The organism is Streptomyces sp. NPDC001450 (assembly GCF_053597295.1).
On sequence record NZ_JBSFHY010000007.1, the window covers coordinates 23,950 to 36,528 of the forward strand.

At 73.1% G+C, this 12,579-nt stretch carries 9 protein-coding genes and 1 pseudogene; 8 read left to right on the top strand and 2 right to left on the bottom strand.

The genetic code is table 11. From position 1 onward, the window contains the following. Positions 1-10 precede the first annotated feature (10 nt). Positions 11-823 carry a class I SAM-dependent methyltransferase gene (locus ACWC5O_RS09300; RefSeq protein ID WP_450581106.1) on the top strand — a complete coding sequence of 271 codons (813 nt, stop codon included), beginning with the start codon at positions 11-13 and terminating at the stop codon, positions 821-823. A 762-nt stretch (positions 824-1,585) separates the two neighbouring features. Here the strand turns inward: ACWC5O_RS09300 and ACWC5O_RS09305 are convergent. Further along, on the bottom strand, positions 1,586-2,806 hold the full coding sequence (locus ACWC5O_RS09305) for a serpin family protein (protein WP_450581070.1): 1,221 nt from the start codon (positions 2,804-2,806) through the stop codon (positions 1,586-1,588). A gap of 112 nt (positions 2,807-2,918) precedes the next feature. Here ACWC5O_RS09305 and ACWC5O_RS09310 point away from each other — a divergent pair, with 112 nt between their 5' ends. From ACWC5O_RS09310 to ACWC5O_RS09335, 6 genes are all read left to right on the top strand, one after another. Beyond that, positions 2,919-4,142 (top strand): DUF4190 domain-containing protein, encoded by a 1,224-nt coding sequence (locus tag ACWC5O_RS09310; protein ID WP_450581069.1) that lies wholly within the window; start codon positions 2,919-2,921, stop codon positions 4,140-4,142. A gap of 220 nt (positions 4,143-4,362) precedes the next feature. Continuing rightward, complete coding sequence (locus ACWC5O_RS09315; RefSeq protein ID WP_450581068.1) at positions 4,363-5,115, top strand: GntR family transcriptional regulator; 753 nt, start codon at positions 4,363-4,365, stop codon at positions 5,113-5,115. A 337-nt stretch (positions 5,116-5,452) separates the two neighbouring features. Further along, positions 5,453-5,644 carry an SPOR domain-containing protein gene (locus ACWC5O_RS09320; RefSeq protein ID WP_450581067.1) on the top strand — a complete coding sequence of 64 codons (192 nt, stop codon included), beginning with the start codon at positions 5,453-5,455 and terminating at the stop codon, positions 5,642-5,644. A gap of 50 nt (positions 5,645-5,694) precedes the next feature. After that, positions 5,695-6,210, top strand: coding sequence for a (deoxy)nucleoside triphosphate pyrophosphohydrolase (locus tag ACWC5O_RS09325; RefSeq protein ID WP_450581066.1), 516 nt, complete (start codon positions 5,695-5,697; stop codon positions 6,208-6,210). Positions 6,211-6,336: 126 nt separating this feature from the next. Continuing rightward, on the top strand, positions 6,337-6,765 hold the full coding sequence (locus tag ACWC5O_RS09330; protein WP_450581065.1) for an ATP-binding protein: 429 nt from the start codon (positions 6,337-6,339) through the stop codon (positions 6,763-6,765). 250 nt (positions 6,766-7,015) lie between these two features. Further along, positions 7,016-9,601 (top strand): SpoIIE family protein phosphatase, encoded by a 2,586-nt coding sequence (locus tag ACWC5O_RS09335; protein ID WP_450581064.1) that lies wholly within the window; start codon positions 7,016-7,018, stop codon positions 9,599-9,601. A gap of 310 nt (positions 9,602-9,911) precedes the next feature. On the opposite strand, the gene ACWC5O_RS09340 is transcribed toward ACWC5O_RS09335, so the two are convergent. Further along, positions 9,912-11,462, bottom strand: a complete 1,551-nt coding sequence (locus ACWC5O_RS09340) for a hypothetical protein (RefSeq protein WP_450581063.1) — start codon at positions 11,460-11,462, stop codon at positions 9,912-9,914. A gap of 74 nt (positions 11,463-11,536) precedes the next feature. Between ACWC5O_RS09340 and ACWC5O_RS09345 the strand changes: the two are divergent. After that, positions 11,537-12,553: pseudogene (locus ACWC5O_RS09345) on the top strand (hypothetical protein); the annotation flags it as partial. Between the last annotated feature and the right edge of the window lie 26 nt (positions 12,554-12,579).

Here is a 12,579-nt window from a genome sequence, read left to right on the forward strand (position 1 = left end):
GCCGTCGGGAGTGTGGGCCACGGCTGTGGGGGTGGCCAGGGTGCGGGCGCTGGAGACCGAGCGGGAGAACGCGCTGTTCCGCGACCCACTGGCACAGGCCTTCGCCACCGCCGGCGGCCTGTGGCCCTCCTCACCGCCGCCCGATGACGAGGCCGCGCGACGCCGCCGGCTGGCCGTGTCGTTCTCCATCGTCATCAGGACGAAGTTCCTCGACGACCTGTTGCAGCAGGCCTCCGCGTCCGGGGTCCGGCAGGTCGTGCTGCTCGGCGCCGGCATGGACAGCCGGGCCTTCCGGATGGAGTGGCCCGAGGGCACACGGCTGTTCGAGGTCGACACCGCCGCGCCACTGGACTTCAAGGCTTCGGTGCTGCGCCAGGAGCGGGCCGTCGCACGCTGCGAGCGGATCACCGTCGCGGTGGATCTGCGTGAGGACTGGCCAGGCGCGCTGGCCGCCGCAGGGCACGACCCGGCTGTGCCGACCGCGTGGATCGCTGAAGGACTACTGATCTATCTGCCCGAGGACGCGGTGGAGCTGCTGCTGGCCCGGATCAGCACGCAGTCGGCGGCAGGCAGTCGGATGGGGCTGACATTGGGCTCGCGCGGCGTGATCGAGCGCTTCGGCGCGGACGCCGCGCCGGGATCGGCGGCGTCCATGTGGGTCTCGGAGATGCCCGACGACCCGGTGGGCTGGCTGGCCGGGCACGGCTGGGAGGCAGACAGCCACACCCTGCGCGAGCGCGCTGCCGCCTACGGCCGCCCGATCAGCACCCCGCCGCAGCGCGAGGAGCGGCCCGGCGGACTGATCTCGGCGGTCCGCCGGTAGAGCGCCTCCCCGTTTCCTAGATGATCGATTCCAAGGGGGCCTGATGAGTGGAGCCAGGTTCATGCGCGGCCAGCCAGTCAGGCGCGCACCGACCGCCTACGACCACTAAAGTTCGCCCGAAAATCGCCTGGCTGGATGGTGGTGTGGTCGACAGTCCTTCGCCGTGAACGAAGTGCTGCCGCAGTTGAACGAGCTGCTGTTTTCCTCGGTCGAGGGCGTGTTGGTGGAATCGGTCCACGCGACCGGCCACGGCCGCCGCGCACATCGACCACGCGGCGGACGTCGGCGAGGTGTACGTACCCGAGACGGCACGCGCGGTGGTGGCGCGGCTGCGGGAGAGCGGTGCGGCCCACGTGTGGTGGTGGCCGCTCGGCGAGGCGACCGATCCGGCTGACTTCGTGCTGCTGGACGAGCAGGAACGGGCCCGCATGCGGCGCTTCCACGCGCCACGGGACGCGGCGGCGTTCACGACGACTCGCGCGGGGGCGCGGCGCGCGGTGGCGGGGCTGCTGGGCGTACCGGCCCACACCGTGCGCTTCGGCCGGCGCATCTGCCCGGGCTGCGGCGACGGGAACTGGTCGTCGACACCGCCCTGCTGGACAACGACTGGATCTACTTCAACGCGGCCCGCCTCGACCTGTCGATCGCCGTGCCGGTGTCCGCGTACGTCACCCTGACCCGCCCCCGCACGGCCCCGCTGACCACCCCGCCGCCGGCGGGTGTCCTCGGCCCCGCCGTGGACGTCCCGCGGGAACAGCGCTCCTAACGGCCCATGGCCGGATACGGCACCGGATCCGTCACCCAGCCCGCCATCAGCACCAGCCGGGACTCGCGGTCGACCGCGAGGAAGCCGAAGGGGCGGTCGAAGGCCACCCGCACGACCGTCGTCTCGTAGCGGTACTGCGGGACGGCGCCGGCGGGCACTGGCATGACCGCCGTCACCGCCGCCGCCCGGAAGCCGAGCGCGCCGAACCGGGCGAGGGCCGACTGGCGGGCCGTCCCGATGGCGAGCGGGAAGGGGCTGATGCCGGGGAAGTGGCCGTCCCGGGCGTCCGTGGCCGCCGTGAGCCCGAAGAGTCCGGCCATGGCCAGCAGATCGTGGTCGGCGCGCACCTCGTACGCCACCGTGCGCACGTCCAGCGTGATCGGCTCCGGCGCGGTGGCAGGCTGCTGTTCCACGTGCAGGCCGGGGCCGACATGCCCGAACGGCAGCTGCCCGCCCCCGGTGACCGCGAGCGTGCGCTCCACGACCCCGACCCCGGCCGTGAGCACCTGACCCGGTGTCATCCGTTCCTCGCCGAGCACCAGATGGACGTCGATGCCGTTGTCGCCGGGCACCGTCAGCGCCGTCACGAAGCCGTCCGGCGTGCTCGTCACGCCGACCCGGTCCGGCCGCACGCTCCTGCGGTGCAGCCCGAGCAGCGAACGGCCCTGCCAGGGACCGGAGTCCGGGCGCAGCACCGTCTCGGTGAACGGCTGCCGCCAGTCCGTGCGCAGCGTGAGCGCACTGGCCAGCACCATCCGTGCTTCCCGTGTCAGCGTCACCGGCATGCGCTCGACCAGCCCGCCGGTGCGTTCGGCCGCCCAGGCGTCCAGCCGCTCCTGCGCGGTGACGAGGTCCTCCCCGAACACCCCGTACGTCCCGGCAGGCAGCCCGGCCCGCCACTCCTCGCGCAGCTGCAGCATCTCGTGCGTCCACAGGCCGAGCGCCGCGTCCAGTCCGGACACCGTCTGCAGCCCGGCCAGCAACTCCCGTGCGGCGCCGGCCGCTTGGTCCGCGGGCATGCCGAGCGCCCCGGCCAGCTCGGCCCGCGCGGCGCCGGTCGCGCCGTCCGCGAGGAAGGCCAGCAGGGGCCAGACCCCGGCCGCAGAGAACGCCGTGCCTTCCGGTGCCGCTGCCGCCGCCCACCGTGCGGTGAGCCCGTTCACCGCACCTACGGTGGTGCTCCCCACCCGGCTGTCCGCCCGGAGTTCCACCCTCATTCCGCCCCCACTCGTGCCCCGCTTACCATGCGCCCAGTCGTACGTCGGTCCAGCCGTCGGCCCCAGGGCCCGTCTGACCAGTCCCACCGCCCGACCCAGGAGCACGGTACCGGTGTCCATACCCCCGCCCCCCGGCCCCCACCAGCCACAAGGGCCGTATCAGCCACCCCAGCAGTACCCGCAGGGGCCGTACGGGCCGCCGTCGTACCCGCAGGCGCAGGGCCCGCAGAGCCCTTACGGGCCGTACCAGCCGTGGGTTCAGGGCTACAGCCCCTACAACCAGCCGGCGCCCGTCAACGGACTCGCCATCGCCTCCCTCGTGTTCGGCGTGCTGTGCTGTCTGCCGGGTGTGGGGCTGGTGCTCGGGCTGATCGCGCTGCGGCAGATCGGCCGGCGGGGCGAGCGCGGCAAGGGGCTGGCGGTCGGCGGCTCGGTGCTGTCCGGGATCGGGCTCGCGGTGTGGGTGCTGATGCTCGCCACGGGGGGCGCGTCCGACTTCTGGGACGGCGTCAAGGAGGGCGCACGCGACGGCGCGAGCATCTCGCTGGTCAAGGGCGAGTGCTTCGACGCGCCCGGCGGAAGCCTCAGCGGCGAGACGGACGACGTCGACAAGGTTCCGTGCTCCGGCGAGCACGACGGCGAGGTGTTCGCCTCCTTCCGGCTGAGGGACGGGGCCTACCCAGGCGACGACTCGGTCGGCGGCACCGCCGACGACCGCTGCTACGGCCTCCAGGACGCCTACGCGATGGACGGCTGGGCCGTGCCCGACGACGTCGACGTCTACTACCTCACGCCCACCGAGCGCAGTTGGTCCGCCGGGGACCGGGAGGTCACCTGCGTGTTCGGCAGCGTCACCGAGGGCGGGAACCTCACCGGCTCGCTGCGCAACGACGAGACCGTCCTGGACGCCGACCAGGTCGCCTATCTGAAGGCGGCTCACGTCCTCAACGCGGCCCTCGCCACCGCCCCCGACACGAAGTACGTCGAGGACGACCTGCCGGGGCACAAGGAGTGGGCGGGCCGGGTGTCGGCCGCGCTGGCCGAACAGGCCCGGATGCTGCGCGGGCACGAGTGGCCCGCCAGCGCCGTGGGGCGGATCACGGCCCTGACGGGCGACCTGGACAAGGCCCGGGCGGAGTGGGCGAAGGCCGCGAAGGCGAAGGGCCTGGACGCCTTCTACCAGCACTACGACGCCGGGCTCGGGCTGCTCGATCCGAAGGAGGCGGTACCCGCGCGGGGGGCCCTGGGACTGGAGACCACTCCGCCCGCCGACGACAAGGGTGACGGCGGCTCGGGGGACTCCGGCGACGGGAGCGGCGGCGCCCTGGCGGTGTGATCGAGCGGGGGCGTGATCGCGGAGAGGTGTGAGAGGTGTGACCGCGGAGAGGTGTGACCGCGGAGAGGTGTGACCGCGGCTATAACGGGGAGAAAGTGCCTGGGTAAAGCCCTCCCCGGCCACATGTCATCACATCGAGTGATTCTCTGGCCTTTGCTTGCATGGCACAACCCACGGTTGCCAGGCTGTTGCTGTCTGTACAACCTGATGGGAGCGGCCAGTGACTTTCGGTGAGCAGCCGGCGTACCTGCGTGTCGCGGGTGATCTCCGCAAGAAGATCGTCGACGGTTCGCTGCCGCCCCACACCCGGCTCCCCTCCCAGGCCCGCATCCGCGAGGAGTACGGCGTCTCGGACACGGTCGCGCTGGAGGCCCGCAAGGTGCTGATGGCCGAGGGCCTGGTCGAGGGCCGCTCTGGCTCCGGGACGTACGTGCGCGAACGCCCGGTGCCCCGGCGCGTGGCCCGCTCCGGGTTCCGGCCGCCCGCCGGCGCCACGCCCTTCCGGCAGGAGCAGGCCGACGCCACGGTGCGCGGCACCTGGGAGTCCAGCAGCGAGCAGGCCGGGGCCGGGGCCGCCATCGCCGAGCGGCTCGGCCTCAAGCCGGGCGAGCGGGTCATGCGCACCAGGTACCTGTTCCGGGACGCGGGGGAGCCGATGATGCTCTCCACCTCCTGGGAGCCCCTCGCCGTCACCGGCCGCACGCCCGTGATGCTGCCCGAGGAGGGACCGCTCGGCGGCATGGGCGTCGTCGAGCGCATGCGGGCCATCGACGTCATCGTGGACAACGTCACCGAGGAGGTCGGCGCCCGCCCGGGCCTCGCCGAGGAACTGCACGTCCTCGGCGGCGTCCCGGGGCATGTGGTCCTCGTCATCCAGCGCACCTACTACGCATCGGGCCGCCCCGTGGAGACTGCCGACGTCGTGATTCCCGCCGACCGTTACCGGGTCGCGTACCACCTGCCCGTGAAGTAGCGCACACCTCCGCACGCTCCCGGGGTGGGCGTCTGCGCCCCGAAACCCGGCTCCCGGCCCCCTGCGGCCCGCTGCAATCCGGCCGTTTTCCCAGGTGATCCAGGGTCCGCCCGATATGCCCCCGACGCACGACAGAGGTGGGTGGGGCGGCGCGTTCGCCATCGCGCGCCCCCTGCGTTCTGGCTGGTTGCGTACCTCTTTGTGAAAAGGCGTATTCGCTCCGTGAAGGTAGGGCGTACGCTCGGGCATATGCGGATTGCGGTTTCCTTAGGCGGGGCGCGACGGGGGCCCGGGAGGGAAAGCGGGTGGGGCGGTGCGAGAAGGAACGGTGGGGGCGATGAGTGAGGGCACGGTCTCCCTGCCCTGGATCGTCATAAGGCAGGACGACAACGGCAATCGCTACCGCGTGGGACGGTACGCGACCCGGGCCGAGGCCCAGAAGATCGCCGACAGTCTCGACGACCGCGGCCACAAGCAGCTCTACTGGGTCGAACGGCTCGGCCAGAACGGCGACGGCGCCCACAACTGACCTCAGGCGCGCTCAACTGACCACTGGCGCGCTCCCGTAGGCTCCGCCCTATGACCGAACGGATCGTGGTGGTGGGAGCAGCCCTGTTCGACGCCGGCCGGCTCCTCGCCGCGCGGCGCAGCGCGCCTCCCGAGCTGGCCGGGCGCTGGGAGCTGCCCGGCGGCAAGGTCGAGACCGGCGAGCGACCCGAGGACGCCCTGGTGCGCGAACTGCGCGAGGAACTCGGCATCGACACCGAGGCGGTCGAGCGCGTACCGGGGGAGTGGCCCCTGCGGTCCCCGTACGTCCTTCAGGTGTGGACCGCGCGCCTGCGCCCCGGCTCCGCCGCACCCCGCCCCCTCCAGGACCACGACGACGTGCGGTGGCTGACTCCGGACGAGCTCTGGGATGTGAACTGGCTCGACCAGGACGTCCCTGCGGTCGGGGAACTGGTCGCCCGCCTGAGTCCGGGGCGAAGCTCCGACGAAAGGGGCACGGGGCTGCATCAATCCGCGGCTCCGCCGCGGGGCGCGACAAGCCGCGACAATCCTGCAGTCGCCCGACAGCCGCACCGCCCGAGCTCTTAGGCGCACTCTGCCCCACGCGGCGCGCACGCGCCCCGTACGCCGTTCGTGCCACCGCGCGCCCTCCCACGCGGTAATGCTCCCCGGATACCGGGTATGTCCTCATTAACCCCATGAAACCGGACATGGGTGGGCTCGTTGGCCTGGGAAGTGATCGGCGTGATCGACACCGAAGGCGAGCGCGCCGAGTGGACCTTTCCCGCGGAACCCGGCGCCGTGCGCACCGCACGCGCAGCGGTCCGGGGCCAGTTGCGCGGCTGGGACCTCGACTGCCTCGCCGATCTGGCCGCGCTGCTGGTCAGCGAACTGGTGACGAACTCCCTGCGGCACGCGACCGGGCCCATCGGTGTACGGCTGGTACGCCCCGCGGGGCTCGGCGACACGCTGCTGGTCGAGGTCTCCGACCCGCTCCCGGACCCACCGCGCGAGCGCGTCGCCCATCCCGAGGACGAGGGTGGCCGCGGTCTGCAACTGGTCGCCGGCTCCTCGCGCCGCTGGGGCACCCGGCCCGGCGACACCGGAAAGACCGTCTGGTTCGAACTGGCGGTGCCCAGGTGAGTCCGGTGCACAGGCCGCTGTGCGCCGTCCATGCTGCGATGCGCGCCCGGCACCGGGGTGGGGGTGCGTGATTCGAGGGCGTGTTCCCTGGTTAGAAGACTGGTTGTGTTCTCGCAGTCAGGTCCGAAAAACGCCTGGACCGAGCTGTGATCGTGAACACCGTGTCGTGCGGCGCCGTAGTGCTGGATACTGCGGGCAGCCGCCACCGGTGACCGGTGCCGGGCGCGGTGAGCTGGAGGGGACGGTTCGCGTGAGCGAGATACCAGCGAAGGCCACGGAGTCCGAGGACCCGTCGGGCGGCGCGAGGAACCAGGCCGCGCAGACCGCGGCGCCCGGCGATGCCATGTGGCAGAGCAGTCCGCCCGGCTCGATCTACGACTACATCAGGGTCGCGTCCTTCTCCATCAGCCCCGGCGGGGTGGTCGAGCAGTGGAGCCTGCGCGCCGAGCAACTCTTCGGCATCCCCGCCGAACGCGCCGTCGGCATGGACCCCATCGAGGCGTTCGTCGATCCCGACCTGCGCGAGCGCGGCCAGCGCAAGATGGCCGAAATCCTCGACGGGCGGGAGTGGACCGGGGTGGTCCCCTTCCGGATGCCGGACCGGCCGGACGGAGCGCGCGGCGAGGAGGGGCTCGCCGAGGTCTACGTCATGCCCACCCGGACCGCCGAGGGCGACAAGGCCGCCGTCTGCATAGTGGTGGACGTCCGCACCCTGCGCAGCATCGAGACCGACCTCGCCGCCTCGCAGGCGATTTTCGGCCAATCCCCGTTCGGCTTCCTGCTGATCGACATCGACCTCAGGGTGCGCCGTGCCAACATGCGCTTCGCCTCCATCTTCGGCGGATCCCCGGACGACCACCGTGGCAAGGGAGTTCACGACTACCTCCCGCGTGGTGAGGCCGAGCGGGTTTCGGCCACCCTGCGCCGAGTGCTGGAGACCGGCGACTCCATCACCGACATGCATGTCACGGGCTTCGTCCCGGACTCCGAGGAACGCCGGCACTGGTCCGTCAACCTCTACCGCGTGCACAGCGGCAGCGGCCGGCCCATCGGCATCGCCTGGCTCGGCACCGACATCACCGCCCGCCGCGCCGCGGCCCGCGAGGCGGCCGCCGCCCGGCGCAACCTCGCCCTGCTCAACGAGGCCGGCGCCCGCATAGGGAACTCCCTGGACCTGGAGACCACGGCCCGCGAACTCCTCGACGTCGTCGTCCCCGGGTTCTGCGACCTCGCCACCGTCGACCTCTACCAGGGCCTGCTCACCGGCGACGAGACCCCGCCCGGCCTCGCCGACGGCAGCGCGGAACTGCGCCGTGTCGCCTTCGCCAGCGCCGTGTCGGACGCGCCCTTCAGCGGCTCCGGCGAGCCCGTCGCGGTCGGCGCGGTCCACCACTTCCCGTTCAACTCGCCCTGCGCGGACGCCCTGCGCACCGCCCGGCCGCAGCGCGTCCCCGCCGAGGACGGCGGTCTCGTGCAGTCCATGCTGGTCGTGCCGATGGTCGCCCATGACACCGTCGTGGGTCTCGCCCAGTTCGCCCGTACGAAGGGCAGCGAGCCGTTCGGCGACCGCGACCGGGACCTCGCGGTGGAACTGGCCGCGCGGGCCGCCGTCTGTATCGACAACGCCCGCCTGTACCGCCGCGAGCACGAACGCGCGCTGATCCTGCAACGGTCCCTGCTCCCGCCCGGCGACCCCGAGGCGTCCGGCCTCGACATCGCGTGCCGCTACCTGCCCGGCAACGCGGCGACGGAGGTCGGCGGCGACTGGTTCGACGTGATCGAACTCCCGGGCCATCGCACGGCGTTGGTGGTCGGGGACGTCATGGGCCGCGGTCTGCGTGCCGCGGTGGCGATGGGCGAACTCCGCACGGCGGTCCGCACACTGGCCCTGCTCGACCTCGAACCGGCCGAGGTGCTCTCGGCGCTGGACGAGATCGCCCGCGGCCTCGGCACCCCTGGCGGCGTCCAGCAGGCCACCCGCGCGGCCCGCCAGCCCCGCGACGCCGACCTCTCCGAGGTGTACCTCGCCACCTGCGTGTACGCGGTCTACGACTCGGTGACCAGACGCTGCACGTTCGCCAACGCCGGCCATCTTCCCCCGGTGCTGGTGGAACCCGGCGAGGCGGCCCTGATGCTCGACGTGCCGCCGGGCATGCCGCTGGGCGTGGGCGGCGAGCCCTTCGAGGAGGTGGAGGTCGAACTCCCGGAGGGCGCCCTGCTCGCCCTCTACACGGACGGCCTGGTCGAATCCCGCGACCACCCCCTGGACGAGGGCCTCCAGGCCTTCGTCGGTGCGCTGACCGACCCCTCCCGCCCCCTGGAGGACGTCTGCGACCACGTCCTCAACACCCTCGACACCCACCACGGCGAGGACGACATCGCCCTGCTGATGGCCCGGGTCCAGGGCCTGCCCGCCGACTCCGTCGGCGACTGGACGCTGCCGCGCGAGCCCCGCAGTGTGGGGCGGGCCCGTGAGTACGCCCGCGCGCAGCTGCTCAGCTGGGACATGGAGCCCCTGGTCGACACCACGGAACTCCTGGTCAGCGAGCTGGTCACCAACGCGCTGCGCTACGGCGAGGGCGAGATAAGGCTCCGGTTGCTGCTGGACCGCACCCTGGTCTGCGAGGTCTGGGACTCCGGCCTGGTCCAGCCCCGCCGCCGCCGCGCCCGCGACACCGACGAGGGGGGCCGGGGCCTGCAACTGGTCGGCCTGCTCAGCGCGGCGTGGGGCTCGCGCCGTACCCCGCGGGGCAAGACGGTGTGGTTCGAACTCCCGCTCCCCGGAGGCGAGAACAGCCTGACGGACCCGGCGGAGGCATTGCTCAGCCTCTTCTGACCCTCCGCCCTGGGGCTCCGCCCCCCAGCCTCCGTTTCCCACCCGCCCACCCGGACTTGGTCGGTTGGAAGGGCGCCACCCAGGTGCTCTCCGCCCTGCCGTCTCGGTCGGCTGTCGGGGGTGTCGTCGCTGGGAGGCGCTGGCGCGCTGGGCTGGGCCCTCAGACCGCTGTTTCCCACCCGCTCACCCGCTCACCCGCCCACCCGGACTTGGTCGGTTGGAAGGGCGCCACCCAGGTGCTCTCCGCCCTGCCGTCTCGGTCGGCTGTGGGGGTGGGGGCGCTGCGCGGCGTCGGCGTGCCGGGTCGCGGCTACCGGAGATGTCGGCGGCCCCGGGTCTCCGGGCCGCCGAAGCCGGCCGGAGGGCCGCCGTCCGGCTCCTCGGCCAGGAGGATTCCGCCGAGGACGGCGCCGGCGAGGCCGGCGGCGTGGCCGTCGGCGTACGGGTTCCCGCGGGCCCGCACATCGCGTTCGGCCAGATCGCGGGCCTCTCGGGCGAGTACGTCCGCGTCGGCACCCGAGCCGAGCGCCCGTTCCGCCTCCGCCAGCCGTGCCCGCGCCTCCGCGCCCACCGCCCCCCGGTGCACGGCGATGAAGTCCTCGGCCTCGCCGACCGTGCTGCGCGACACGAGCCGCGCGGCCGCCTCCACCACCCCGGACCGCCCCACCTCCAGCCGCTCCACCGCCCGGGCGATGCGCCGCAGCGCGTCCAGCGGGTCGTAGGGGCCGGCGGTCAGCTCCGCGCGTACCGCGGCCAGCACGCCGTCGGCGTGGGCGACCCGCGCGTGCAGCTCACCGGGGGCCAGCAGGGCCCGCCCGCCGCCCCGCCGCGCCTCGGCGATCTCCGCCTCCCCGCCGGTCAGCGCGGCCGGCGCCAGCGCGGCCGCCTCCCGCAGCTGTGCCGCGAGCCGCTCGACCCCGCCGACGAGAACACCCGCCTGGGCGACCCCGCCTTCGGCCGCGCGCAACCGACGGACCGCCCGCCGCCCGTCTCCCGAATCGGCCGCCTGACGGGACTCGTTGAGCTGCGACGTGGCGAACACCAGCCGGTCCTTGGCCTGTTCGACATACCCGGTGACGGGGGCCCCGGCCGAGGGCGCGTACCGCTGGTGCAGATCCGCCGCCGTGGCCTGGGCGGCGGCCGTCCGTGCGGCCAGCTCCCGGAAGCGCTCCTCGGCGACCTCCAGCGCCGTACCCAGCCCCTGCTCCAGCCCCCGCAGCCGGTCGAGTCCCGCTGCCTCGGCGTCCAGCCGCCGCCCTGCCTCCGCGCACCGCCCGACCACCCCCACCAGCGCCTGCCGCCGGGCCCTCTCTTCCCCCGGAACCCCCTCCTCGTACCGCCGCCATATCGCGAACGCGGCCGACAGCTCGGTCTCTGCGGCCCGCAGGGCATGCCCGAACGGCTCGACCGCCTCGCCCCCGAACAGCTCCTCGACGAAGAAGAGTTCCTCCCTGCTGCCGCGCACGCAGTCGTCGGCCAGCACCAGCGCGGCGCGGGCCTGTCGCTCGGTCTCGACCGCGGTGGGCACGGGCGGCGCGGCCGACACCACGCCCGGCGTCGTCCGGGTCCGGGCCCGGCGGGTGCGCCGCAGATAGCCGTACCCGGCCAGCGCCCCGGCCGCACCGACGGCGACCAGCGGCATGAGGTAGTCGGTGACGGACGTCCCGTCCTGCTGCGGCGCGGCGGCACTCGCGACCGGCCCGGCCGGGGAGACGGGAACCGGATCATGCTCACCGGTCGTCATCACTGGCAACACCAGCCACCCGGCCCCCACGAGCGCACCCAGCACGGCATGCACCAGCCGCACCCGTATGTGCGCCTTGGCACGCCGGGGCCGGCCCCGGATCAGGGAGGACGTCACATTTTGGAGCGTATGGGCAGGTAGGCGGCTTCGCGAGTGGGGCGGATACGGCTGGGGGAACACGAGGGCAGGGGGACCAGATGGACACGAGACGCGCCCGCCGCTGGGCGGGACGCAGCGCCCTCACCCTCGTCCTCCTGCTGCTCGTTCCCCTGCTCGCCGCAGAAACAGCCCTGCGCCTGAACTACACCGGCGATCCGGCAGGCGGTACGTACACCCGTCACAAGGACGCGATCTGGCTCGGCCACGCCTGGGTGGACGGCCGCAAGAGCGAGAGGGACGTCAAAGCCCTCGCCCACCGCCTGCAGGGCACCGGAATCCGCGACCTCTACGTCCACTCGGGCCCGCTGGAACACGACGGCACCCTCCCCAAGTCGGCCTATTCGAAGGCGCGTTGGCTGATCCAAGCCGTACACCGGGAAGTGCCCGGCATCCGCGTCCAGGCCTGGCTGGGCGACAAGCTGGCCGGCGAGACCCCCGACGGCCTGCACCTGGAGCGCGCCGCCACCCGTGCCGCCGTCGTCACCTCGACCCGCCGGATCCTCGCCACCGGCTTCCAGGGCGCCCACTTCGACCTGGAGCCCCTGCACTCCGGCGACCGCGACTACCTCTCCCTCCTGGACGACCTCCGCGCGCTCACCCACGCCCACCACGCTCTGCTCTCCGTCGCCGCCCACCAGATAGACCCACTGCCCGCGTTCCACTCCCTCGCGGGCCTGACCACCGGCCACCCCAAGTGGTGGTCACAGGCCTACTTCGGGCAGGTGGCCCGCCGAGTGGACCAGATCGCCGTCATGTCGTACGACACCGCGCAGCCGCTGCAGAGCCTGTACGGCGGCTACGTGGCCCAGCAGACCAGCCTCGCCCTGGAGGTCACCCCGGACACCACCGACCTCCTGATGGGCCTGCCCTTCTACCACACCGACAAAATGGGCCACTGGGCCGCCGCTGAGACCGTCCCGGCCGCCGTACGCGGCGTCCGCCTGGGCCTGTCCCGCACCGACGCCGACCGCACCCGCTTCGGCGTCGCCCTGTACGTCGACTTCGCGGCGACGCAGGCGGACTGGCGGGCGTACCGGAAGGACTGGGTGGATGACTTCTCCGGTACGCACTCCGA

Bases quoted from the DNA above. Each gene is read 5' to 3' on its own strand.
- ACWC5O_RS09305 (WP_450581070.1), bottom strand. From the start codon at position 2,806: ATGAGGGTGGAACTCCGGGCGGACAGCCGGGTGGGGAGCACCACCGTA.
- ACWC5O_RS09320 (WP_450581067.1), top strand. From the start codon at position 5,453: ATGAGTGAGGGCACGGTCTCCCTGCCCTGGATCGTCATAAGGCAGGAC.
- ACWC5O_RS09325 (WP_450581066.1), top strand. From the start codon at position 5,695: ATGACCGAACGGATCGTGGTGGTGGGAGCAGCCCTGTTCGACGCCGGC.